This window comes from Streptomyces violens, from assembly GCF_000717745.1.
GTDB lineage: Bacteria > Actinomycetota > Actinomycetes > Streptomycetales > Streptomycetaceae > Streptomyces > Streptomyces violens.
Genome location: NZ_JOBH01000004.1, coordinates 227,964 through 251,754, shown reverse-complemented (window position 1 = coordinate 251,754; position 23,791 = coordinate 227,964). Strand labels below are relative to the sequence as shown.

The following is a 23,791-nucleotide window of genomic DNA, read 5'->3' as shown; positions in this document are numbered from 1 at the left end:
TGCCATCGGCATACTAAGCGGTCGGTATCCGTGAGGGAACAGGTACCGGAGAGGCAATCGTGTGCGGCGGTCAGCCGGTGAGGCGGCGGACCTTCACCGTGTTGTCGGTCCGGATCATCTGCCGCCCGTCCGGGGCGGTCTGGGTGCGCTCGTGCTCCTCGCAGACGAGCACCTCCCACTCCCCCTCGGTCAGCCGCAGGTCCGCCAGGACCTCGCGCGCTACGGGGAGGTGGACATCGGGGTGCGCGTCGGGCTCCCACGGGGGCGGCCCGGAGTGGCCGACCACGAGGAGCACCCCGCCCGGCGCCACCGCGCCGGCGGCGGTCCGCAGGACCTCTTCCCGCGGCAGCTCGCCGAGGGTGTGCAGGAAGTGGGAGGAGACCAGGTCGAAGGTGCCCTCGGGGAAGGTCTCGCCCAGGGTGTGGCGCTGCCAGTCGATGCGGTCCGCGACGCCTTCCGTCACCGCGTGCCCGGCGGCCCGGTCCAGCGCCACCTGGGAGACGTCGACGGCGGTGACCCGCCAGCCCTGCCCGGCCAGCCAGATCGCGTCGCCGCCTTCCCCGCAGCCCAGGTCCAGGGCCCGGCCCGGGGTCAGGTCCGCGACCTCCCGGACCAGTGCCGCATTGGGCTTGCCGCTCCAGATCCGGTCGCTCTCGGCGTACCGGGCGTTCCAGAACTCCTCGTCAGAGATCTGCGTATCGGTCATCGGGACACACGCTCCTTCGTTGCGGCTGCTCGCTGCTTGTCCGCCGATGGTCGGACCGCGCCGCCCGCTTGACAAACTTTATTGCCGAAACGGCAAATGAAGACATGGCAGACATGGCAGACGACGATCTCGCCGGCGTGCTCACCGCCGTCGGCCCCCGGCTCCGCGCGCTGCGCCGGGACCGCGGCACGACCCTGACCGCGCTGAGCGAGACCACCGGCATCTCCGTCAGCACGCTCTCCCGGCTGGAGTCCGGGCAGCGCAGGCCCACCCTTGAGCTGCTGCTGCCGCTGGCCAAGGCGTACGGCGTCCCGCTGGACGAGCTGGTCGGCGCGCCGCCCACCGGCGACCCCCGTATCCACCCGCGCCCGGTCGTCCGGAACGGCCACACCTTCGTGCCGCTCACCCGCCACCTCGGCGGTCTGCACGCCTACAAGCTGATCCTGCCCCCGGGGCGGCCCGACGCCCCGCTCCCCGAACAGCGCACCCACGAGGGCTACGAATGGCTCTACGTGCTCTCCGGCCGGCTGCGGCTGGCGCTGGGCGAGCACGACCTCGTGCTCGGCGCGGGCGAGGCCGCCGAGTTCGACACGCGTACGCCGCACAGCTTCGCGAGCGCGGGTCCCGAACCGGTGGAGTACCTCTGTCTGTTCGGCCCTCAGGGCGAGCGCGTGCACGTACGGGCGCGGCCCACGGGTCACGCCTGACCGGCGCGCTCCTTCAGGTGCGGCCCTCGCGCTCCTGGGCGTCCTTCAGGGCGGCGGAGTGGGCGGCCCAGCCGGCCCGCACGACGGGGAAGCCGGCAGCTTGGACCGCGTCGCAGACCAGCTCGTCGTCGTCCACGACGACGCGGACCTCGCGGCCGCGGGCCAGTTTGCGCAGCAGTTCGAGCTTGGTGTGGCGGGCCGGGCGGCGGTCACCGGAGGGGCGCATCCAGACGCGGCCCTCGGGGAGGCCGTGCCGGGCCAGCCACTCCAGGGTGTCGGCGCGGCACCGCTCGGGCCGCCCGGTCAGGTACACGATCTCGCACTCCGCCGCGCTCTCCAGGGCCAGCGCGATGCCTTCGGGGAGCGGCGGGTCGTCGGGGGCCGCGGCGAAGAAACCGTCCCAGTCGCGCGGCCGCTGCTCCAGGAAGTGCTGCCGGTGCGCCGTGCCCGCCAGGGTGTTGTCCAGGTCGAAGACCGCCAGCGGTGCCTTAGCCATGTGTCATCCCGTCGCTGTGCGTGCGGTCGCCGCCGGGACGCCGGCCGGCCCGTCGCCGGCCGTCACCCGGATGCGGCCGGTGCCGATGCCGTGGGCGAGTGAGAGCCGATCGTAGATCACCTCGGTACAGGCCGCCGCGTCCAGCTCCAGTACGGCGTCCGGCGCCGGGGCGGGGCCGTCCGCGTAGCCGCAATCCGCCTGAGCGCCCGTCTCCGCGCCCAGCGTGACGTGGAACGTCCCCTCGTCCAGGCGGATCTCCACGACCCGCACAGGGGCGCCCTGCGGCCGTTGCGTCGTGAAGTACCGGGCGAGCCGGGGCATGAGCGGCACGGCGAACCAGTGGGCCCGGACCGCGTCGGTCGGCCGCGGCGCGCCGAGGTCCGCCGCGCCCCACTCGGCCAGTGCGGTGAGGACGGGGAGCAGGGCGCGGCCGCGCGGGGTCAGTTCGTAGACGAACGCGGCGGCGGGCGGGTCGAGTCTGCGTCGGGCGGCCAGGCCGTCGCGCTCCATGTCCTTCAGGCGGCCCGCGAGCATGTCCGTGCTGACGCCCGGCAGGTCGGCGTGCAGGTCCGTGTAGCGCCGGGCCCCGGCCAGCAGCTCCCGGACGATCAGCAGGGTCCAGCGGTCGCCCACGGAGTCGAGGGCGCGGGCGACGGCGCAGTACTGGTCATAACTTCGGCGCGGCATGATCCCAGCATAGACAAGAGGTTGGACTTTCCAAGTTCGCGCTTGGTAAAACCAAGGAGAACCACGGATGCGCCGCGCCGCGGCGAGCGAGGTAACCGGGAGGCCGCCGCATGGAGTTCAAGCAGTCGAGCAAGATGGCCGACGTCTGTTACGAGATCCGCGGGCCGGTGATCGAGCACGCCGACGCGCTGGAGGAGGCCGGGCACAGCGTGCTGCGGCTGAACACCGGGAATCCCGCGCTCTTCGGCTTCGAGGCGCCCGAGGAGATCCTGCAGGACATGGTGCGCAACCTGTCGCGGGCGCACGGGTACACCGAGTCCCGCGGCATCCTCTCGGCGCGCCGGGCCGTCGCGCAGCACTACCAGTCGCTCGGCCTCACCGAGGTCGGCGTGGACGACGTCTACCTGGGCAACGGCGTCTCGGAGCTGGTCTCGATGGCGGTCCAGGCACTGCTGGACGACGGCGACGAGGTGCTGATCCCCGCCCCGGACTTCCCGCTGTGGACCGCGGTGACGACGCTGGCGGGCGGCAAGGCGGTGCACTACGTGTGCGACGAGGCCGCCGACTGGCTGCCGGACCTGGACGACATGGCCGCGAAGATCACCGACCGGACGCGGGCGATGGTCATCATCAACCCCAACAACCCGACGGGCGCCGTCTACCCGCGCGAGCTGCTGGAAGGCATGCTCGACCTGGCACGGCGGCACGGCCTGATGGTCTTCGCGGACGAGATCTACGACCGGATCCTGTACGACGGCGAGGTGCACCACAACGCCGCGGTGCTCGCCCCCGACCTGGTCTGCCTCACCTTCAGCGGGCTCTCCAAGGCGTACCGCGTGGCCGGCTTCCGGTCCGGCTGGCTGGTGGTCTCCGGGCCCACGCAGCACGCGGCCGACTACCTGGAGGGGCTCGGCACGCTGGCCTCCATGCGGCTGTGCCCGAACGCCCCGGCGCAGTACGCCATTCAGGCGGCGCTCGGCGGCCGCCAGTCGATCAACGACCTGGTGCTCCCGGGCGGTCGGCTGCGCGAGCAGCGCGACCGGGCATGGGAACGCCTGAACGAGATCCCGGGCGTGTCGTGCGTGAAGCCCAAGGGCGCGATCTACGCCTTCCCGCGCCTGGACCCGGCGGTGCACAAGATCCACGACGACGAGAAGTTCGTGCTGGACCTCCTGCTGCGGGAGAAGATCCAGGTGGTGCAGGGCACCGGCTTCAACTGGCCGCGCCCTGATCACTTCCGTATCCTGACACTCCCGTACGCCGACGACCTCGACGCCGCCATCAGCCGCATCGGACGCTTCCTGGCGGGGTATCGGCAGTGAGAGACTCCGCGTGCGGGCGCGCCGTCGTGCTCCGGCGCGTCGCCCCGCGGACCGTGCGCGGCGCGTGCTCTGCCGGGCGCTGATGCGCCCTTGAGTGCGCCGCTCGCACCCGCTTAGGTGGGAGCCTGCGTCCGGCCGTCCGGCAGGACACGGAGGGAGTGGAAGTCCATGCCCGTACAGCGCGCGGTCACGGAAGAGGAGCTGGCAGCCCACCTGCACGGCATCTGCTTCAAGACCGGGCCCCCGCGGCGCATCGGGGTCGAGATCGAGTATCTCGTCCACGACGCGCGCAACCCCCGATGTCCCCTGCCGCGCGAGCGCGCCCGCAGCGCGATGACCGCCCTGCGCGCGCTCCCCCTGCGGTCCCTCCTGACCTTCGAGCCGGGCGGGCAGCTGGAGCTCAGCTCGCTCCCCGCCGCCTCCCTCACGGACTGCGTCACGGCCGTCTCGGCGGACCTGGCACTGGTACGCACCGCGCTGCGTGCCATGGACCTGAGCCTGGCGGGCCACGGCCACAACCCCTGGCACCCACCGCACCGCATCCTCGACGAGCCCCGCTACGACGCGATGGAGGCGTACTTCGACCGCTGGGGGCAGGCCGGGCGGTCCATGATGTGCGGCACCGCCTCCGTACAGGTCTGCCTGGACGCCGGTTACGAGGAGCCGGGGCCGCTCGGGCACGGCCGGCGCTGGCTGCTGGCCCACCTCCTCGGGGCCGTGCTCGCCGCGGCCTTCGCCAACTCCCCCACCAGCGAAGGGTGCCCGACGGGCTACCGCTCCACCCGCCAGGCCATCTGGACCCAGCTCGACCCGGCCCGCACCCTCGCCCCCGCCGACGGCCCCGATCCGCGCACGGCCTGGGCGGCGTACGCGCTGGACGCGCCCGTGATGTGCCTGCGCACTGCGGACGGGCCCTGGGACGCGCCCGAAGGGCTGTCCTTCCGCGACTGGACGCGCACCAAAGCACCGAGGGCGCCCACTGCGGAGGACTTCGACTACCACGTCACCACGCTCTTCCCGCCGGTCCGGCCGCGCGGCCACCTGGAACTGCGCATGATCGACGCACAGCCGGGCGACGGCTGGATCGTGCCGCTCGCCGTGACCGCGGCCCTGTTCGACGACCCCGAGGCCGCCGAGACCGCGTACCGCGCCGTCAAGCCGCTCGCCGAGACCGCGGGCGACCGCCCCGCGCCGCGCAACCCCTTGTGGCGGCGCGCCGCCCGGCACGGCCTGACCGACCCCGAGCTGGCCGCCGCCGCGACGGCCTGCTTCGCGGCCGCCCGTGCGGCGCTGCCCCGGCTCGGCGCAGGCCCCGACGTGCTCGCCGCCGTCGAGGAGTTCACCGAGCGTTATGTGGCGCAGGGCCGCTGCCCGGCCGACGACCTCCTGGACGCGGCGTACGCGGCGCCCGAGTACGCCTCCGCGCCCACGGAGAGCCCGGCGGCCCGGCGCGCCGCCGATGCCCAGGAAGCGGCACTCGCCGCGGAGTACGCCCGCACCGTCGAGCGCATCCCAGGGAAGGACAGCCAGTGATCCACGATCCCGAAAAGCTCCGGGACCGCGCGGCGTCGGCGCTGCTCGCCGCCCGCACCCGTACGCAGGCGCTGACCACGTGTGTCGACGAGCCCGACCTGACCGCCCAGCACTCGCCCCTGATGTCGCCCCTGGTGTGGGACCTCGCCCACATAGGCAACCAGGAGGAGCAGTGGCTGATGCGGGCGGTCGGCGGGCTGGAGGCGCTGCGCCCGGAGATCGACTCGGTGTACGACGCGTTCGAGCACCCCCGGGCCGAGCGGCCCTCGCTGCCTCTGTTGGCCCCCGCCGAGGCGCACAGCTACGTCGACGAAGTGCGCGGCCGGGTGCTGGACGTCCTGGAGAAGGCCCCGCTGCGGGGCGACCGGCTGGTGGAGCAGGCGTTCGCGTTCGGCATGGTCGCGCAGCACGAGCAGCAGCACGACGAGACGATGCTCATCACCCACCAGCTGCGGCGCGGTCCGGCCGCGCTGACCGCTCCCCCGCCTCCGGACACCGCGGACGGGACGGTGGGCCCCGAGGTGCTGGTGCCGGGCGGCCACTTCACGATGGGCACCTCCCGGGAGCCGTGGGCGCTGGACAACGAACGCCCCGCGCACCACCGGCTGCTGCCCGCCTTCCGGATCGACACGATGCCGGTGAGCAACGCCGCGTATCAGTGGTTCATCGAGGACGGCGGCTATCGGGAGTCGCGCTGGTGGGCCCCCGAGGGCTGGCGGATGGTGTGCGAGCACAACCTGGAAGCACCGCTGTTCTGGCGGCGGGAGGGCAGCGGATGGGTCCGCCGCAGCTTCGGTGTCACCGAGCCGGTCGCTCCTGAAGAACCGGTTCTCCATGTGAGCTGGTACGAGGCGGACGCGTACGCGCGCTGGGCCGGGCGCCGGCTGCCCTCGGAGGCCGAGTGGGAGAAGGCCGCCCGCTGGGACCCGCGTACCGGGCGCAGCCGCCGCTATCCGTGGGGCGACGAGGACCCCGGCCCCGAGCACGCCAATCTGGGCCAGCGCCATCTGCGTCCCGCGCCCGTGGGCAGCTACCCCGAGGGCCAGTCGCCGCTGGGCGTCCGGCAGCTCATCGGGGATGTGTGGGAGTGGACCTCCGGGGACTTCCTGCCGTATCCGGGCTTCCAGGCGTTCCCCTACCGCGAGTACTCCGAGGTGTTCTTCGGCAGCGCGTACAAGGTGCTGCGCGGCGGGTCGTTCGCGGTGGACCCGGTGGCCTGCCGCGGCACGTTCCGCAACTGGGACCTGCCGGTCCGCCGGCAGATCTTCGCCGGCTTCCGCACGGCCCGCGACGCGGGCCCGGAGGACGTGTGAGGGCCCCGCACCGGGCTCGGAGGCCCGCCTGATGTGCCGTCACCTCGCCTACCTCGGCCCCGACGTCCCGCTCGGCGACGTCCTCACCGCGCCCGAGCACAGCCTGTACCGGCAGTCCTGGGCGCCGCGCCGCCAGAAGTACGGCACGGTCAACGCGGACGGCTTCGGCGTCGGCTGGTACGCGCCCGGCGACCCTGTGCCGGCCCGCTACCGCCGCGCGGGGCCCATCTGGGCGGACGCCTGCCTGCCCGACCTCGCCCGGGTCGTCCGCAGCGGCGCCGTGCTGGCCGCCGTACGGGACGCCACCCTCGCCTGCCCGGACGGCGAGGCCGCGGCGGCGCCGTTCGCCGGCGGCCGGTGGCTCTTCAGCCACAACGGCGCGGTCAGCGGCTGGCCCGGCTCGCTCGGCGCCCTGGCCGCCGGGCTGCCCTCCGAGGCGCTGCTCGGCCTGGAGGCGCGCTGCGACGCCGCGTTCCTCTGGGCGCTGGTGAAGCACCGCCTGGAGCAGGGTGCCGACGCCTCCGAGGCGCTGTCCGAGACGGTGACCGAGGTGGCCGCCGCGGCCCCCGGCTCCCGGCTCAACCTGCTGCTCACCGACGGCGCCACGATCACCGCCACCACCTGGGGCGACACGCTCTTCCACCGCCCGCTGCCGGGCCGCGCGCCCGGCATGCTGGTCGCCTCCGAACCCTCCGACGACGAAGCCGACTGGACCGAGGTCCCCGACCGCACGCTGCTGGCCGCCACCCGTACCGATGTCCTGCTCACCCCGCTCAAGGAGCCCGTCGCGTGAGTCCCCTCGCCATCACTCGTACGCTGCCCCCCGACGCCACCGCCGCCGCCCTCCGTACCGACGTGGCCCAGGGCCTGACCAGCAGCCCCAAGACCCTGCCGCCGAAGTGGTTCTACGACGCCCGGGGCAGCGACCTCTTCGAGGACATCACCGCGCTGCCCGAGTACTACCCGACCCGCGCCGAGCGGGAGATCCTGCTGGCCCGCGCCGGGCAGATCGCCACCGCCACCGGGGCCCGCACCCTGGTCGAGCTGGGCTCCGGCTCCTCGGAGAAGACCCGGCACCTGCTGGACGCGCTCAGCCGGCTGCACACCTACGTGCCCGTCGACGTCAGCGAGAGCGCGCTGGCCGCGGCGGGCGAGGCGCTGCTCGCCGAACATCCGGGGCTCACCGTGCACGCGCTGGTCGCCGACTTCCAGGGCGGCCTGCAACTGCCCGACACGCCCGGGCCCCGGCTGCTGGCCTTCCTCGGGGGCACGATCGGCAACCTGCTCCCCGCCGAGCGGACCGGCTTCCTGCACTCCGTACGCGACCTTCTGGAGCCCGGCGACGCGCTGCTGCTCGGCACGGACCTGGTCAAGGACGAGCGGACGCTGCTGGCCGCGTACGACGACAGCAAGGGCGTCACCGCGGAGTTCAACAAGAACGTGCTCGCCGTCATCAACCGTGAGCTGGCCGCCGACTTCGACCCGGCGCAGTTCGCGCACCGCGCGGTGTGGGACGCCGAGCGGGAGTGGATCGAGATGCGGCTGCGGTCCCTGAAGGAGCAGACCGTGAAGATCCCGGCGCTGGACCTCGCGGTGCACTTCGGGGCGGGCGAGGAGGTACGCACGGAGGTCTCCGCGAAGTTCCGCAAGGAGGGCGTGCGTGCGGAACTGGACGCCGCGGGGATGGAGTTGCGCGACTGGTGGACGGACGGCACGGCGCGTTTCGCGCTGTCGCTCGCCGTACGGCGCTAGCGCCGCCGCAGGCACCCGCGGGCGGTAGCGCCTCCCGCAGGCGCTCTCAGGCCCGTACAGGCAGGTGCTTGAGCCCGTTCTGAAAGTTGGAGACCAGTCGGGCCGGCTCCCCGGCGAGTTCGAGGCCGGGCAGCCGGTCCAGCACGTGCCGCAGCACGGCCCGCATCTGTACCCGGGCGAGGTGCGAGCCGAGGCAGAAGTGCGGTCCGAAGCCGAAGCTGACGTGGTCGTTCGGGCTGCGCGTGATGTCGAAGCGGTCGGGGTCGGCGAAGACCGTCTCGTCGCGGTTGGCGGAGGCGTGGTAGACCACGACCTTCTCGCCCGCACGGATGCGCCGGCCGCCCAGCTCCACGTCGCGTACGGCGGTGCGCCGGAAGTCCATCACCGGCGGCCAGTAGCGCAGCATCTCCTCGACGGCCGAGGGGATCAACTCCCGCTCCCTCTGGAGCCGTTCGAACTGCTCCCGATGGCACAGCAGCGAGTACAGCCCGCCCGGAATGCCGTTGCGCAGCGTTTCGTTCCCGGCCACCGCGAAGAGGAAGAACATGTTCTCGAACTCCTCGCGCGTCAGGCCGCCTTCCCGCATGTGGGCCATCACCGTGCCGGGCCGCGGCTGTTCGGCGAGCGCGTGGGCGTACGCGAACATGTCGGCGAGCGCTTCACGGGAGCGCGGGTTCACCGGGCGGCCGTCCGGGCGGACCAGGGTACGCGGACGGCGGTCCAGCGCGGCCCGCCCCATGGGGCTCAGCGTCGCGGGGTCGGCCGTGCTCAACTGCGCGTACTCGCTGTCCTGGTAGCCGATGACGCGGCTCGACCAGTCGAAGAGCAGCCGCCGGTCCTCGTCCGGTACGCCCATGACGTGCGCCAGCGTCCAGACCGGCAGGTCGGCTGCGACCTCGACGAAGTCCGCCGCGCCCGCCTCGGCGACCTGCCCCACGAGCTCGGCGGCGCGGGCGTCGATGACCGCCTCCAACTCCCGTACGGCGCGCGGGGTGAAGGCCGCGGCGACGACCTTGCGGATGCGGGAATGGTCCGGCGGGTCCTGGTTCAGCATCATCGCGCGGACGAACTCCAGGTCCCGTGCGCTGTCGGGGTCCCGGATCTGCGTCGCACCCGCGTACGAGGAGAACACCTCTGGGCTACGCAGCACATGCTTCACATCCGCGTGCCGCAGCACCGCCCAGTACCCGGGGCCGGCCGGCCAGCCGGCCACCGCCGGCTCCTCGATCCAGCAAACGGGGCTGGTCAGACGCAGTTCGCGGAAGAGCGCGTAGGGGACGCCGGTGGCGTAGGTCTGGGGCGTGAACACCTCGGCAGCCGTCACGCACCCGACCGTACGGTAATCCCCACTATCAGGGGAATCACCCGTACGGGACGCTTGATGGCGCGCGGGGTTGCGCAGCCTCTCGGCGTGTACCGATCGCATCGCGCTGGACTGGCCCTGGCGGCCGCCGCGTTCGTGGCAGGGGTGGGCTGGGCGCCGTCGGCGGCCGCGCACGGCGACAACTGTTCCTACGCCGGGACGAAGCCGCCGGTGTCGACCCCGACCAGGATGCCGGGACTGCCCGACGACTGGCGCTGGCCCTGTACGTCGCCGACGCCCCGACCACCCGCGCCGAAGCCGCCACCTCCGGAGCCCGCCCCGCCACCACCGCCGCGGCCCGCACCCCCGGAGCCCGCGCCGGTCACCACACCGCCCGCGCCCCCACCCGCGCCACCACCGCCCGCGCCGAAGCCGCCGCCCGCGCCGAAGCCACCTTCGGAACCGCCTCCGACCTCCGAAGCGCCGAAGCCGAAGCCGTCGCCGCGCCTGACACCCCGGTCGTACGCGATCAGCAGCCGGCCACCGGAGGGCGGCCGCTCGCTGGTCACCAACATGCTGCTGCTCACCGCTCCGGCCGTGCTGGCCGCCGCCGCGCTGCGCCCCCGTCCCTCGTCCGGATCCGGCGGCAGCCGCTCCTGAGCACGGGCCCGCTCCCCCACCACTTCTCTCTGGAGGTTTCTCATGCCGGACTGGCTCGTGCTGGCCATCGCCATGGCTGCGACGTGCGGTGTCGTCCTGCTCGTCACCGTGCTGAACCAGCGGCGGATCGACGAGGAGGAGGACGACCCGAGCGAGACGCCGGACGTCATGGAGTACATGACGATGATGGTCGGGGTGGTCTACGCGATCGTGCTGGGCCTGGCCATCGCGGGCGTGTGGGAGGCACGCAGCGCGGCGGAGGACACGGTCCGTACGGAGGCGCAGGCGCTGCACGAGGTGAGCGCGCGGGCGCGGGCGTATCCGGAGCCGGTGCGCGACCGGATCCGGGCCGACGTGGACGCCTACGTCACGCACGTCGTGCACAAGGAGTGGCCGGTGATGACCGAGAAGGGCGAGCTGACGCCGCGCGGGGACGCGCTGCTACTGAAGGTGCGCGCCGACGTGTCCGACTACCACCCGCGCAACGACTTCCAGAACCAGAGCTACCAGCCGCTGGTGGACCAGGTCGCGGTGGCGGACGGCGCCCGGTCGGCCCGCGGACTGAGCGCCGGGCCGACCATGCCGCCGGTGGTGTGGTTCGGCCTGCTCGCGGGGGCCGTGGTCACGGTCGGCCTGATGTTCACGCTGCAGATCCGGCGGTCAGGACGGGAACTGCTGATGGCGGGGGTCTTCACCGCCCTGATCGCCTTCCTGCTCTTCCTGGTGTGGGACTTCGACGATCCGTGGCTGCGCAGTACTGACGCGATCCAGCCCTTGAAGGATCTGCTGCCCCCGGGGCGGAGCTGACCCCTCAGGTGGCGGAGCCCGCGGCGGCTCCGGTCGCCAGGTCGGGGCCCCAGCGGCGCAGCGCGTCCTCCAGGTCGAGCGGGAGGACCTGGGCGCCGCCCTCCTCGGGGCCCGGCCAGTCCTCGCGCGGCACCCGCCACATCACCTCGAACTCGATGCCGTCCGGGTCCTTGGCGTACAGGGACTTGGAGACGAGGTGGTCGCTGGCGCCGACAAGCGCGCCGGCGGCCCGCAGCCGTCCGGCGGTCTCGGCCAGCTCGCCGAGGGTGCCGACCTCCCAGGCGAGGTGGTAGAGGCCCGCCCGCCCGTGCTCGGGGCCCGGGGCCTGGTCGCCGAGGGCGAAAAGGCCGAGGTCGTGGTCGTTCTGAGTGGCCTCGGCGCGCAGGAACGCGGCCCGGCCGGGGATCTCGGTGTCCACGGAGAAGCCGAGGACGTCGGTGTAGAACGCGACGGAGCGCGACAGCTCGCGTACGTAGAGGACCGCGTGGTTGAGGCGGCGTACGGACATGGGTGCCTCCCTACGAGGTCACTTGCGGAGCAGCAGGACGACGAAGGCCACGATCACACCGAGGGCGACGGCGGCGACGCCGTAGGCCGCGCGCTCGCGGCGCAGGCCGGGCAGCAGGCGGTCGACGGCCCAGCGGCCGGGGCCGGTGAGGGTGAGCGCGGCGGCGGCCACGGTGAGCAGCAGCTCGTACTCGATGCCCTTCGGTGCGAAGAAGCCGCCGCCCCACTTCACGGCGAGCGCGTTGACCATCGTGCCGAGCACGGCGGCGCCGGCGAGCGGGGTGAGCAGGCCGAGCGCGAGGCCGAGGCCGCCGAAGGTCTCGGTGAGACCCGCGACCACGGCCATGGCCTTCCCGGAGGGGTAGCCGCTCATGGTGAAGAACTGACCGGTGCCGTCCAGGCCGGGGCCGCCGAACCAGCCGAAGAGCTTCTGCGAGCCGTGCGCCGCCATGGTGAGGCCGACGGCGAGCCGCAGGAGCAGCAGGCCCAGGTGGCGGGCGGTGGGCGACTCGGCGCGCGCCGGCGCCACGTCGCGGGAGGGGGCGATCGTGCCGGTGGGGGTGGTCATGCGACTGCTCTCTCCTGTGTCGGACGGGACCTATGAGGAGTACTTGAAAGTTCAAGTCTCGGATCTCACCCTACACAGTGCTTGAAACCTGTACAACCACCCCCGGCGCCGCGTGTCAGCCGCGTGGCACCACCTCGCCCAGCACCTGCGGCAGCGGGTACCAGTCGGCGGTGAGCACGCTGGCGTGCTTCTTGGCCAGCAGCGCCACCCGGTCCCGGGCCTCCTGCTCCGTCGGCTTCGTACCGTCGATGGCCGGGGCCACCTTGTGCGCGTCGGTCATGATCACGAGGTAGTGCCGGGTGTCGTACCAGCCGGTGTCGATGCCGCCCGCGTACGCGGTGGCATCGCCGTCGAAGACCACGAACCAGGGGCGCAGCGCCGGATCGGTGTAGCGGGAGCGGGGGTCGCCGGGCTCGGCGCCGTGCACGGCGGGGAAGGCGGTGGCGGTGTCCAGCCGCCCCTGGCCGGATGCGCCCGCGAGGGTGCGCAGATGGGTGGCGTACTCGCGGTCGGTCCACAGCTTGTCGGCCGGGTTCCCCTCCTCGACCGTGCCCGGTATCAGCTCGATCAGGAACTTGCCGGCCAGCGCCGACCGCTCCGGCCAGCCGTCGGCGCGTACCGCCTCGTCCAGCGTCGCGTGGTCCCCGATCAGGTCGCCGGGCCCGAAGACCGCATCCCCCAGCCTGTCGCGCACCAGCGCGTCGAACTCGTCCGGGCCGCGGCCCCCCTTGTCGTTGAAGCCGTCCTTCAGCTCCATCTTCAGCAGCACGGGCCGGTGGCCCGGGTGCGCCTCGTGCCAGGCCCGCAGGTCGGCCAGGCACCCGCCGAGGTCCTGGTTGCGGGGCTTGGTGCGCAGCTCGGCGGGGGTGGCGGCGTTCTCGCAGTTGTTGTCGTTGCCGAGCGGATTGCCGTGCGAGACCCGCCAGGACTTCCCCAGCCCGTTGGTCCACACGTCCAGCTCCAGCAGGCCGGCGCCGGAGTCCAGCGCGTCGGCGAAGTAGGGGAACTTCGCCTTCTCGTACGCGTTGTGCACGCCCACCGCCGTGGTCGTGTCGTACGTCGTGCCCGCCGCGGCCGGTGTCCCGGCGCCCGCCGGCCAGGCCACCACCCCCACCGCCAATGCCACTCCCGCCACACCCGCCGCCATGGCCCCCGCACGCCGCTGCCTGCCCATGTGCCCCTGCTTTCTCGTTGGTCAGTCGATCAGCGGGCAGCGTACGGGACTTGAGGGGCGGACAGACCGTCCCGGTACCCCTACGATGTCGTCCTGGGCACGACAAAACAGCAGACACTCGGGGTGGAGGCTGACATGGTCGGCGGCAGACGGGCAGTGGCGGTATCGCATCTCGCTCCGGGGCTCCTCACGGCCACGGTCGCGCTGTACATGGCGCTCGTCGCCTTCGGCAACATCACCGACTTCGACACCAATCGCGCGTTCGTCCAGCACGTCCTGGCGATGGACACCACCTTCAAGGACCCCGACCTGATGTGGCGGGCCATCACCTCGCGCCCGCTCCAGGACGCCGCCTACATCGCGATCATCGCCTGGGAGACGGCCGCCGCTGCCGTACTCGTCGTGGCCACCGTGCTGTGGACCCTGCGCCGGGACCGGGCCCGCCGGCTCGCCACCCTCGGCCTCCTGATGGTCCTGCTGCTCTTCGGGGCCGGCTTCCTCGCGATCGGCGGCGAGTGGTTCGCGATGTGGCAGTCCGAGGACTGGAACGGCCTGGACGCCGCCACCCGCAACGTCCTGCTCGCGGGGATCGCCCTGCTCGTCGTCCAACTGTCCCCGGCGGGCCGGTCCGCCACGGACTGACGGACCGGCCGCGTCACCACTCGATCCGGTACGACGTCAGCCAGTTGGCGGCGCCGGCCTCGCTACGGGCGACGCGGTGCGGGAGCACGGTGTCGCGGAAGACGCGGCGGACGGGGCCCAGCGCCGTGCGGCGGGCCATGTTGGCGCTGGCCTCGACGACCTTCTCCACGCGCGCGCGGCGGAGTTCCTCGTATGCGCGAAAGGCGCGGCGGTTGTCGGACTGGTCGCGCAGCGACTTGGCCAGCACGATGGCGTCCTCGATGGCCATCGAGGCGCCCTGGGCGGCATTCGGTGCCGCGGCGTGCGCGGCGTCCCCGATGATCACCATGGTGTCGGTGTACCAGCGCGGAGTGGCGGCGATGTCATAGGAGTTGGAGCCCACGATGGTCTCGCCGGTGGACCGGATGATGTCGGCGGCCGGGGAGTTGTCCTCCTCGAAGAGCGCGCCGAGCCGGTGCCGCCACTGGTCGGCCGTGGAGGCGGCCAGATCGTCGCGGGAGAGCTCGGGGCCTGGCGCGTTGGCGAACCACCAGGTCTCGCCGTCGGGGGCGCGGGTGCACCCGAAGAACGCCTTCTTGCCGAAGATCATGCTGTACGTGCCGTGTTCGGGCGGGTTCTTGGCGTCCCGGGTGTAGCCGCAGACGGTGTTCTGGCCGGTGTACCGGGGCCGGGCCGCGGCCGGGTCGATGAGCTTGCGGGTGACGGAGTGGATGCCGTCGGCGCCGATCAGCAGGTCGCCCTCGGCGCGGGTGCCGTCGGAGAAGGTGGCGACGATCCGGCCGTTCTCCACGGTCTCGGCGGCCACCAGCCGCTTCCCGTGCTGGACGGCGATGCCGCGGCGGGTCGCCTCGTCGTGCAGGACCCGGTAGAGCGTGGCCCGGCGCATCGTGCGGGGACCGGGGCCGTCCGGCGCCTCGGCGTCCTGCTCCCCTGTTCCGGCCATCGGGCGCTCGCCCAGCCGCTTCCCGGTGTTGCTGAGGAACTCCACCCGACCGGCGGGGAAGGAGTTCTCGATGACGGGCCGGTCTGCGTCGATGACGCGCAGCGCCGACACTCCGTTCTCGAAGAGGACGAGGAAGGCCCCGACGTCGTCGGCGCCGCTCGCGTACGCCTCGTAGACCTCCGATTCGATGCCGGCTTTCTGCAGGGCCATCGCGGTCACCGCTCCCGCGATGCCACCGCCGATGATCAGGGCGTTGGTCATGACGCTCCAAGGTCGGACGGCCGGTCTCCAGGGGCGCGTGACCGCGCCCCGGCAGCGGGTGCTGCTCCCTCGGCGCCTGTGTCCGAGGGAGCAGCACCCGTCGCACGGGTCCACCTTGGCGCGCCGGGAGCGCCGGGGCCAGAGCGGGAACCGGCATGTCGTCCGCACGATCGTACTTGTCGTCGTACGGATGCCGGTCCCCGCCGTCGTCGGCCGCCCCCGCGCCCCCGGGGCGGGTCAACTCGCCGCGTACACATCCTCGATGTAGCGGCCCTCGGTGGTCAGCCCGGTGAGCCAGGTCTCGGCGTCCTCGGGCGTGCCGCCGCCGTGGCGTACGTACAGCTCCCGGAATGCCTCGCGGACGCCCGGTGCCATCCGGCTGCCGTCGCCGCAGACGTACACCCGGGCGCCCGACTCCAGCAGCCGCCAGACCTCTTCGCCGTCGGCGGCGATGCGGTGCTGGACGAACCGGCGGCCGTCCTCGGACTGTTCGCTGAAGGCGGGGCGTACGCCGACGGCGCCGGCCGCCTCCGCCGCGCGCAGCTCGTCGGCGTGCAGGAAGTCCGCGTCGGGCGCGTCGCAGCCGAAGAAGAGCAGCGCCGGGGCGAGCGGTCCGGCGACCGCCGTGCGGTCGGCGACGGCGCCGCGGAAGGGCGCCAGGCCGGTGCCGGCCGCCACCATGATCACCGGGGTGTCGTCGGCCGGATCGATGCGGAAGGCGTCCCGGCAGGGCTGGACGCGGGCGAGCACCGTGTCACCGGCCTTCAGGGTGTGCAGATGGCTCGAACCGGTGCCGCCGGGCAGCAGCGAGACCATCAGGTCCGCGTGCCGACCGTCCAGAGCCGGGGAGGACGAGACGGAGTAGTGCCGGGTCCGCATCGGGGGCAGCAGCTCCAGGACGACCGGCCAGGGCAGCGCGCCGCGCAGCGCCGGGTACGCCTCGATCAGCTCCAGCGTCGTACGGGTGTCGTCCTCGCCGGGCGCTTCGAGGGCCGCGCGCTCGGGCGGGCACGGGTTGTGCGCGGCGAGCAGCGCGCGCTGTTCCGCGGTCGGCCGGGCGTTCAGCTCCAAGTGGTGGGTGAGCAGCGCGTGGACGGTCAGCGGGCGGTCGACGGGGAGCGCGTCGCGGCCCGCGCCCGGCTGGCGGATGCTGAGCACCGTCGCCGGGTCCACGCCGAGCGCCTGCGCGGCGCGGGTGACCCGCTCGGGGCTGTTGGCGGGCAGCACGCTCAGGTGGTCGGCGGTGCGGTAGGTGACGCCCTCGGGGAGGGCGAGCCGCAGGAACCGCTTCTTGCGGGGGTAGTCCTCGGCGGTGAGGTCGTACGCCTCGGTCACGGTCATCTCGGTGAGGCCGTGGCGGGCGGCGAGCGCGTCCAGGGGGCCGCCGGTGATCTCGGTGACGGTGCACACGCCCGCATCGGGCGACGCGGTGGCGCCGATGCTGGCGGGGTCGCCGTACCGGGTCAGCAGCTCCGTACGGAGGGCGGCGGTGAAGTCCTTGACCGTGCCTGCCATGTCACCGGAGGCGTCGGCCGCGGCGCGCGGCAGCAGCCGGTCGCCGCCGAGCTCCGCCAGCCGGTCGTCGAGGAGGGTGGGGACGCGCTGGTAGGTGGCGGCCCAGTTGCGGTCGCCGACACCGAGGACGGCGTACGGGACGCCTGCGGCGGCACCCTCGGGCGCGTCCTCCAGCCAGGCCATGAAGGCCGCCGCGTCGTCGGTCGGGCGGCCGTTGTAGGAGGCCGCGACGAGGACCGTGGGGCGGTCCGTGGGCAGTCCGCCCGTGTACGCGTCCAGCGGCGCGACCTCGGCGGCGCAGCCGAGCCCGGTCGCCTCGTCGGCCAGCCGCTCGGCGAAGTCCTTGCAGGTGCCGTAGTTGGTGCCGTGCAGGAGCAGCAGCCCGGTGCCCTGCGTCACCCGGGAGGGCAGCCCGTCGTCGGCGGCGGGCGCCTCGTCCGCGGTACCGGTGCCGGGGAGCACGGCGAGCGCCGCCCGGTCGGCCGCGCGGTGGGCGGCGGTGCGCTCGGCGAGCCGCACGGTGAACCCGTCCGGCTTCAGCGTCAGCGTCTCCTTGACGGTCAGCGCGTAGTCGCCGTGGTCCTCGAAGCGGTAGCGGTGCACGAGGAGTGCCAGCAGCATCGTCGCCTCGTGCAGCGCGAACTGCCGCCCGATGCAGGCACGTTCACCGGTACCGAAGGGCTTGTACGCGTGCGGGGAGCGGGCCGCCTCCGCCTCGGGTGCGAAGCGCGCCGGGTCGAACAGCTCAGGGTTGTCGCCCCAGACCGGGTCGCGGTGCAGCATCGGGGTGAGGACGGTGAAGATCTGCCCGGCCTTGACCGGGTACCGGCCGCCGAGCGTCGTGTCCGCCTTCGCCTGCCGGCTGAACGCGGCCGCGGTGGGCCACAGCCGCAGCGCCTCGTTCAGCACCTGGCGGGTGAAGGCCAGCTTCCCGATGTCCTCGAAGGACGGGTCGGGGTCGGCCGCGTCACCGAACAGCTCGTCGGCCTCGCGGCGCGCGAGCCGCAGCGCGACCGGGTCCTTGAGCAGGTGGTACAGGGCGAAGGAGAGCGCGCCCGAAGTGGTCTCGTGACCGGCGATCAGGAAGGTGATGACCTGGTTGCGGATGTTGGCCGGGTCCAGGGTCGTGCCGTCCTCCGGGTGCGGCGCGCCGAGCATCAGGCCCAGCAGGTCGTCGGCGGAGGTGTCACCGGAGGCCGTACGCGCGCTGATGACGTCGTCCACCACCGACGCGAGGTAGTCGGCGTCGGCGCGGAACGCCTCGTCGCGCTCGGTGTAGTCCACGCCCGGCTTACGGGCCAGCCGCGTCATGCTCCACTCCAGGCAGCGCACCATCGCGTCCACGAAGGGGTGCGGCGTCTCGCGCCCGAAGGACTCGAAGTCGAAGCCGAATCCGGCGAGTCCGATGGTGTCCAGGGTCATCCGGGTCATGTCGTCCGGCACGTCCACGGGCGCGCCGTCGGCGATCCGGCGGTCCCAGCTCCCCATCAGCCGGCGGGCGACCGCGAGCATGGCCGGGTGGTAGGTGCGCATCGAGCCCAGCGCGAAGGCGGGCATGAGGATGTCGTGCGCCTTGGCCCAGTTCGGCTCGTCGTTGTAGGCGGTGAAGAGCCCGTCGGCGGCGAACTCCCGTACGTTCTCCAGGGCCGGGCCGACGGCCTTCTCGAAGCGGGTCTCGTCGGCGAGCTCGGTCACCAGCTCCAGGGAGGTGACGAAGGTGGCGTCCCGGCCGTGCAGCCGGCGCCGGAAGATCGGGCCGTGCTCGCGCGCCAGGCCCATGGCCCGCTGGAGAGGGGTACGGGAGAGGCCGGCGGCCGTGATGTCCACCACGGGGATGCCGTCGTCGCCGAGGGTGACCGTGTCGGCGCTCTGCAGCTGCGTATCGCTCATGACTCCACAGTGACCGGCCCGGTGTGCCGCGCTCCCCGCGGTAACTGCATGATTGTGCAGTGATTTCTTGCGCGCGGGTCTTGCGGACCGGCGGAAAGATGATCTTCGCGGTACGGCGGCCCGCGCGGTCCGCCGGACGGAGCGGAACCGATGGACGCACAGGGACGTACGAGACGGAAGGACGGGTGCCCCCGGCCGATGGGTGACGACCTCTTCGCGCATCCGGGCGTGCCCGGCCCGGCCGCCACGCCCTGGCACAACTACTTCCTGATCCTGCTGGACCGGATGCCCCTGCCGGTCGCGGTGTGCCGCGCCGACGGCGAGATACTGATCGCGAATCCGGCGATGGCCGCGGTGTGGGGCACCACTCGCGGCCAGCTGCGCGGCCGCAACCTCCTGGACCACTTCAGCCCCCGCGCGATCTCGCAGGTCGGCCGGCTCGTCGAGGCCGTACGGACGGGCCGCCGCTCCCGCTACCCCGTCGAGGTCCGCTGGCGCGAGGGCGCGGACGGACCCGAGTACGAGGGGATGCTGACCCTGGATCCGGTCGGCGACCCCTCCGCCGAGCCGCCGGCCCTGCTCGCCATCCTCCGCGTCCACGAGGACCGCCCGGCGCCGCCGCCCGCCGCCGAGGTCAGCCCCGTGGAGTCCCGCATCCTCGCCCTCGCCGCCGGCGGCGCCACCACGGCCGCCATCGGCAAGGACCTCGGCCTCACCGTCGACGGCGTCAACTACCACCTCACCCGCCTGACCCGCCGCTTCCGCGTCCCCAACCGCACCGCCCTGGTCGCCCGCGCCTACACCCTCGGCCTCCTCTCCCCCACGGCCTGGCCCCCGGCACCGGCCGAGGACCGGGACGCCTGAGCGCCTGTACGTCGGCACGGCCTCCGCATCCGGTACCGATGCCGGATGCCGGACTGGACGCCGGTGACCGACCTCGGGAGGCCGCCAGCAGCCGGGCGGAATCGGCGCGAATCGGACCGTGCCAGGGCCCTGCCCGGGCGAGTAGCGTCGGCCGCTCTTCTTCCCTTTCGGAGGGTGCGGACCCATGGCCGACACCGTGAGTTACGTGCAGTACGAGACGTACGAAGGCGGCAGTCCAGAGGCGGAACGGCTGCTCTTCGAGAAGCTGGCGCGCGAGTTGATGCGCGTGCAGTCGCGGAACAAAAGGAGCAGCGGCGCGCCAGGTGCCCAGCGCGCCGTCCATGCGAAGGGCATCCTCGGCGTGGAGAACGCCAGGCTGCGCTTCAACGACGATCTGCCGCCCGCGCTGACCCAGGGCTACGCCCAGCCGGGGGCCGAGTACCCGGCGCTGGTGCGGCTGTCCAACGCCAGTGGCATCCCGGGCTCCGACGTCTCGCCCGACCTGCGCGGCGTCGCCGTGCGGGTGGAGGTGTCGGCGGAGGAGACCCACGATCTGCTGGCGACCAACTTCCCGGTGAGCCACGCACGCAACGCCCGCGAGTTCGTGGCGTTCGCCAAGGCGATGGCGGGCGCCAAAACGCCCCTGCAGAAGGCGTTCGGACTGCTGGTGAAGCTGCCGCTGGCCGTCGGCTGGGGCACCGCGACGCGGATGCGGCGCAACGTGCAGGCCGCGGCGCGGCACACGGTCGGCTCGCTGGCACGCGAGACGTACTGGAGCCGGGGCGCGTGCCTGTGGGGCGACGCCGGGCCGGTGCGTTACCAGCTGCGGCCCACGCCCGGCGGCGCGCCCGCGCCCCGCCCGGACCGGCACGACCCCGACCATCTGCGGCACGAGCTGACCGAGCGGCTGGCCGCCGCGGACGTCGAATTCGACCTGTGCGTACAGCGGTTCGTGGACGAGAAGCGCACGCCGGTCGAGAACGGCGCCTCGGACTGGCGGGAGACGGACGCACCCGTGATCCCGGTGGCGCGGCTGACGATCCCGCGCCAGGACATCACCACCGCCGAGGCCGGCTCCGCGGCCCGCCGCATCGAACAGCTCTCGTTCAACCCGTGGCACACCACGGAGGACTTCCGCCCGCTGGGCAACCTGAACCGGGCCAGGAAGGCCGCGTACCAGGCGAGCGCGGCACACCGCCTCGGCATCCGCTTCGAGACCGCGGAACCGCTGCACAACACGGTGCTCGGGGTGCCGCTGCGGGCGGTGTTCACCACGCTCAACCGTTTCCTCCCCTGGCACCGGCTGCCCCTGGAGGCGGGCCTGCTCAACCTGGTCGTCCTGCGGCAGGTACTGCGCCGCCGCAACCTCATCGACACCGAGCTGCCCGAGGCGCCGCCGAAGGCGGTACCCGTGCCGGAGACGGTGGACGAGCGCGCCCGCACGGCCCGCTCGTACGACGGCTCGCACACCGACCTGTCGGCGCCGCGGATGGGCGCGGCCGGCCAGGCGACCTTCGGGCGCAACCTCAAGCCGGTCTACCGCCCGGACCTCTTCGACACCCCGAACGCCGTCACCGTGGCCCGCGAGCTGCTGCACCGCCGCGCCTTCCAGCCCGCGACCTCGCTGAACATCCTGGCCGCCGCCTGGATCCAGTTCCAGGTCCACGACTGGGTCAACCACCAGCGGTACTCCCTCGCCGAGCGGTCGGTCGAGGTGCCGCTGCCGCCCGGCAGCACCTGGTACAACACCCCCGGCGGCCCGGCCGAGAACGTCATGCGGATCGCCGACAACCGTGGCCTGGAGCGCCCGGGCAAGCCGCCCATCCTCTTCACCAACACCACCTCGCCCTGGTGGGACGGCTCGGAGGTGTACGGCGGCGACGAGAGCACCGCGCGCAACCTGCGCGAGCCGGACGGCGCCAAGCTGCGCCTGGAGGACGGCCATCTGCCGATGGGTTCCAACGGCATGCCGTTGACCGGCTTCAACGACAGCTGGTGGCTGGGCCTGTCGGTCATCCACACCCTCTTCGCCCGCGAGCACAACGCGGTCTGCGACGCGCTGCACAGGGAATACCCGAAGATGACCGAGGAGCAGGTCTACCAGACCGCCCGGCTCATCGTCTCCGCGCTGATCGCGAAGATCCACACGGTGGAGTGGACCCCGTCGATCCTGGCGACCAAGGCCATCGACATCAGCCTGCACACCAACTGGGACGGCCCGCCGGACAACTGGCTGCACAAGCTGGGCCTGTGGCTGGTCGAGTCGCACTCGCTGCACGGCATCCCGAAGACCCTGCCCGACCACCACAACGTGCCGTTCTCGCTGACCGAGGACTTCGTCACCGTCTACCGGATGCACCCGCTGCTCCCGGACGACTACGAGCTGCGCGAGCACCACTTCGGGCAGCGCCTGGAGGCCCTGTCCTTCAACGACCTGCAGGGCGGCGCGGCGGAGGGGCTGGCCCGCAAGACGGGCCTGACGGACTCGCTGTACTCGCTGGGCATCGCGCACCCGGGCGCGATCACCCTGCACAACTACCCGCGCGCGCTGACCCACTTCGAGCGGGACGGCGAGATCATCGACCTGTCGGTGGTGGACCTGGTACGGACGCGGCGGCGCGGCGTACCGCGGTACAACGACTTCCGGGCCGGGCTGCACAAGCCGCGGCTGACCCGCTTCGAGGAGGTCACCGGCGACCCGGACACGGCCCGGCTCCTGAAGGAGGTGTACCGGGACGTCGACGAGATCGACACCATGGTCGGCCTGTTCGCGGAGACTCCGCCGCAGGGCTTCGGGTTCAGCGACACCGCCTTCCGGATCTTCATCCTGATGGCGAGCCGCCGCATCCAGTCCGACCGGTTCCTGACCGTCGACTTCCGCCCCGAGATCTACACGCCGCTGGGCATGGACTGGGTGGCGCGCAACGGGATGAACTCCGTCATCCTGCGGCACTGCCCGGAGCTGGCGGCGATGCTGCCCCGCGACGCCGGTGCCTTCGCGCCCTGGCGTCCGGTGCTCCCGGTGCGCAGCACCGGCGCGGAGTCGTGAGGGACCGCCGCCGGACCGCGCACGCGGGCTGAGCGATCTTGTGAAGCCCCACGGGGTCGCTCCGGGGCGCGGGAGTCAAGAGCATGTGTCTGGGCCCTGGTCGGATCAGCGCACGTCGTCCGGTGCGTGCGATCGCAAGGCGCCGGAGCGCTCTGGTAGCGGAGCTACCAGGGCGTTTCGGCAACACCGCGAGCGTGCGTGCCAGGCGGCGGGCGCCCGGCCGGGGTTCAGACACATGCTCTAACCTCCTCCCTGTGGAGGAGAAGACTCCCGCGCCCTTCGAGCGCGGCACGGACGGGCCCAAGATCATCGTGGTCGGTATCGACGGCACGCAGTCGTCGTGGCGGGCCGCCTCGTACGCCGCCGGTCTGGCCCGCCGCCAGGGCTCCAAGCTGGTCCTGGTGTACGTCCAGCCGGTGCTGCCCGCCGGCGCCGCGCTGGGCGCCCCCGTCACGTACACCACGGACGAGATAGCGGAAGAGCTGATGGCCGAGATCCGCTCCGCGACGGAGCGCCATCAGGGGATCTACGACCTGCGGTGGGAGTTCCACACGGTGCGCGGTGATCCGTACAGCGCGATGCTCCAGATGGCGGACGAACTGAAGGCCGACGCGGTGGTGGTCGGCGCGTCGGAGTCCGCCGGACACCGGATCATGGGCTCGGTCGCGGTACGGCTGGTCAAGGCGGGCCGCTGGCCGGTGACGGTCGTCCCGTAACCGCGCTCGGGAGGCGGGGCGCGGCGGTCCGGTGCACTGTGTGAGAGGGCCCGCCGCGCCAAAGCGACACGCCGAACCGACACGCCGACGAGGGAGTCTGCCGTGACCGACCGGACCTACCGTGTGACCGAGATCGTGGGAACGTCCCACGAAAACGTGGACGCCGCCATCCGCAACGGTGTGCGGCGCGCGTCCCAGACGCTGCGCAACCTGGACTGGTTCGAAGTCACGCAGGTGCGCGGCCACATCGTGAACGGCGAGATCGAGCACTACCAGGTCGGCCTGAAGGTCGGCTTCCGGCTGGAGGACTCCGACTGATCCCAGCGCCCGATTCCGGGTCGCCGCCCGCAGTATGGGGAGTCGCCTTCCGTAAGCG

Annotated in this window: 22 protein-coding genes; 12 read left to right on the top strand and 10 right to left on the bottom strand. The window is 72.8% G+C overall.

The genetic code is table 11. The features are described 5' to 3' along the window. Nucleotides 1–70: 70 nt before the first annotated feature. The gene (locus IF04_RS0109850; RefSeq protein ID WP_030253611.1) at nucleotides 71–706 is read right to left on the bottom strand and encodes an SAM-dependent methyltransferase; all 636 of its coding nucleotides are present in this window, start codon (nucleotides 704–706) and stop codon (nucleotides 71–73) included. Between the two features lie 113 nt (nucleotides 707–819). Between IF04_RS0109850 and IF04_RS0109845 the strand changes: the two genes are divergently transcribed. After that, nucleotides 820–1,413 carry a helix-turn-helix domain-containing protein gene (locus IF04_RS0109845; protein ID WP_030253608.1) on the top strand — a complete coding sequence of 198 codons (594 nt, stop codon included), beginning with the start codon at nucleotides 820–822 and terminating at the stop codon, nucleotides 1,411–1,413. A 13-nt stretch (nucleotides 1,414–1,426) separates the two neighbouring features. On the opposite strand, the gene IF04_RS0109840 is transcribed toward IF04_RS0109845, so the two are convergent. Continuing rightward, complete coding sequence (locus IF04_RS0109840; protein ID WP_030253606.1) at nucleotides 1,427–1,909, bottom strand: phosphatase domain-containing protein; 483 nt, start codon at nucleotides 1,907–1,909, stop codon at nucleotides 1,427–1,429. A gap of 3 nt (nucleotides 1,910–1,912) precedes the next feature. Further along, complete coding sequence (locus IF04_RS0109835) at nucleotides 1,913–2,596, bottom strand: winged helix-turn-helix transcriptional regulator (protein ID WP_211259782.1); 684 nt, start codon at nucleotides 2,594–2,596, stop codon at nucleotides 1,913–1,915. Nucleotides 2,597–2,706: 110 nt separating this feature from the next. On the opposite strand from IF04_RS0109835, the gene IF04_RS0109830 reads away from it, so the two are divergent. From IF04_RS0109830 to egtD, 5 genes are all read left to right on the top strand, one after another. After that, complete coding sequence (locus IF04_RS0109830) at nucleotides 2,707–3,918, top strand: pyridoxal phosphate-dependent aminotransferase (RefSeq protein WP_030253601.1); 1,212 nt, start codon at nucleotides 2,707–2,709, stop codon at nucleotides 3,916–3,918. A gap of 168 nt (nucleotides 3,919–4,086) precedes the next feature. Next, entirely contained in the window at nucleotides 4,087–5,451 is a 1,365-nt protein-coding gene (egtA, locus tag IF04_RS0109825; RefSeq protein ID WP_078600078.1) for an ergothioneine biosynthesis glutamate--cysteine ligase EgtA, read from the top strand. Next, entirely contained in the window at nucleotides 5,448–6,764 is a 1,317-nt protein-coding gene (egtB, locus tag IF04_RS0109820) for an ergothioneine biosynthesis protein EgtB (RefSeq protein ID WP_030253597.1), read from the top strand. The genes egtA and egtB overlap by 4 nt, the downstream gene beginning before the upstream one ends. 31 nt (nucleotides 6,765–6,795) lie before the next feature. Continuing rightward, the gene (gene egtC, locus IF04_RS0109815; protein WP_030253591.1) at nucleotides 6,796–7,557 is read left to right on the top strand and encodes an ergothioneine biosynthesis protein EgtC; all 762 of its coding nucleotides are present in this window, start codon (nucleotides 6,796–6,798) and stop codon (nucleotides 7,555–7,557) included. Continuing rightward, entirely contained in the window at nucleotides 7,554–8,516 is a 963-nt protein-coding gene (gene egtD, locus IF04_RS0109810; RefSeq protein WP_030253589.1) for an L-histidine N(alpha)-methyltransferase, read from the top strand. Before egtC ends, egtD begins: the two co-directional genes overlap by 4 nt. A gap of 46 nt (nucleotides 8,517–8,562) precedes the next feature. On the opposite strand, the gene IF04_RS0109805 is transcribed toward egtD, so the two are convergent. Then, a complete protein-coding gene (locus IF04_RS0109805; RefSeq protein ID WP_169746122.1) occupies nucleotides 8,563–9,840 on the bottom strand; it encodes a cytochrome P450 in 1,278 nt (425 codons plus the stop codon). 188 nt (nucleotides 9,841–10,028) lie between these two features. Beyond that, nucleotides 10,029–10,523 (bottom strand): hypothetical protein, encoded by a 495-nt coding sequence (locus IF04_RS38650; RefSeq protein ID WP_157847633.1) that lies wholly within the window; start codon nucleotides 10,521–10,523, stop codon nucleotides 10,029–10,031. Between IF04_RS38650 and IF04_RS0109790 the strand changes: the two genes are divergently transcribed. After that, nucleotides 10,522–11,286 carry a bestrophin-like domain gene (locus tag IF04_RS0109790; RefSeq protein ID WP_037958876.1) on the top strand — a complete coding sequence of 255 codons (765 nt, stop codon included), beginning with the start codon at nucleotides 10,522–10,524 and terminating at the stop codon, nucleotides 11,284–11,286. The two genes, IF04_RS38650 and IF04_RS0109790, sit on opposite strands and share 2 nt — an antisense overlap. A gap of 4 nt (nucleotides 11,287–11,290) precedes the next feature. On the opposite strand, the gene IF04_RS0109785 is transcribed toward IF04_RS0109790, so the two are convergent. The 3 genes from IF04_RS0109785 to IF04_RS0109775 form a co-directional block, all read right to left on the bottom strand. Then, nucleotides 11,291–11,794, bottom strand: coding sequence for a VOC family protein (locus tag IF04_RS0109785; RefSeq protein WP_030253583.1), 504 nt, complete (start codon nucleotides 11,792–11,794; stop codon nucleotides 11,291–11,293). Between the two features lie 18 nt (nucleotides 11,795–11,812). Further along, nucleotides 11,813–12,361 (bottom strand): DoxX family protein, encoded by a 549-nt coding sequence (locus IF04_RS0109780; RefSeq protein ID WP_030253581.1) that lies wholly within the window; start codon nucleotides 12,359–12,361, stop codon nucleotides 11,813–11,815. Nucleotides 12,362–12,476: 115 nt separating this feature from the next. Next, a complete protein-coding gene (locus tag IF04_RS0109775; protein WP_030253579.1) occupies nucleotides 12,477–13,535 on the bottom strand; it encodes a phosphatidylinositol-specific phospholipase C domain-containing protein in 1,059 nt (352 codons plus the stop codon). Between the two features lie 135 nt (nucleotides 13,536–13,670). Here IF04_RS0109775 and IF04_RS0109770 point away from each other — a divergent pair, with 135 nt between their 5' ends. Beyond that, the gene (locus IF04_RS0109770; RefSeq protein WP_030253577.1) at nucleotides 13,671–14,177 is read left to right on the top strand and encodes a DUF2165 domain-containing protein; all 507 of its coding nucleotides are present in this window, start codon (nucleotides 13,671–13,673) and stop codon (nucleotides 14,175–14,177) included. 13 nt (nucleotides 14,178–14,190) lie between these two features. Here IF04_RS0109770 and IF04_RS0109765 read toward each other — a convergent pair whose 3' ends face one another. Both IF04_RS0109765 and IF04_RS0109760 read right to left on the bottom strand, forming a co-directional pair. After that, complete coding sequence (locus IF04_RS0109765; protein WP_030253575.1) at nucleotides 14,191–15,381, bottom strand: FAD-dependent monooxygenase; 1,191 nt, start codon at nucleotides 15,379–15,381, stop codon at nucleotides 14,191–14,193. A gap of 237 nt (nucleotides 15,382–15,618) precedes the next feature. Next, the gene (locus IF04_RS0109760) at nucleotides 15,619–18,786 is read right to left on the bottom strand and encodes a cytochrome P450 (RefSeq protein ID WP_030253572.1); all 3,168 of its coding nucleotides are present in this window, start codon (nucleotides 18,784–18,786) and stop codon (nucleotides 15,619–15,621) included. 198 nt (nucleotides 18,787–18,984) lie between these two features. On the opposite strand from IF04_RS0109760, the gene IF04_RS0109755 reads away from it, so the two are divergent. The 4 genes from IF04_RS0109755 to IF04_RS0109740 all read left to right on the top strand — a co-directional run bounded on the left by IF04_RS0109755 (nucleotide 18,985) and on the right by IF04_RS0109740 (nucleotide 23,733). Next, the gene (locus IF04_RS0109755; protein WP_051830975.1) at nucleotides 18,985–19,650 is read left to right on the top strand and encodes a PAS domain-containing protein; all 666 of its coding nucleotides are present in this window, start codon (nucleotides 18,985–18,987) and stop codon (nucleotides 19,648–19,650) included. Between the two features lie 184 nt (nucleotides 19,651–19,834). After that, nucleotides 19,835–22,699 carry a peroxidase family protein gene (locus IF04_RS0109750; RefSeq protein WP_030253568.1) on the top strand — a complete coding sequence of 955 codons (2,865 nt, stop codon included), beginning with the start codon at nucleotides 19,835–19,837 and terminating at the stop codon, nucleotides 22,697–22,699. A 254-nt stretch (nucleotides 22,700–22,953) separates the two neighbouring features. Then, on the top strand, nucleotides 22,954–23,415 hold the full coding sequence (locus IF04_RS0109745) for a universal stress protein (RefSeq protein ID WP_030253566.1): 462 nt from the start codon (nucleotides 22,954–22,956) through the stop codon (nucleotides 23,413–23,415). Between the two features lie 102 nt (nucleotides 23,416–23,517). Then, a complete protein-coding gene (locus IF04_RS0109740) occupies nucleotides 23,518–23,733 on the top strand; it encodes a dodecin (RefSeq protein ID WP_030253565.1) in 216 nt (71 codons plus the stop codon). The last annotated feature ends 58 nt before the right edge of the window (nucleotides 23,734–23,791 follow it).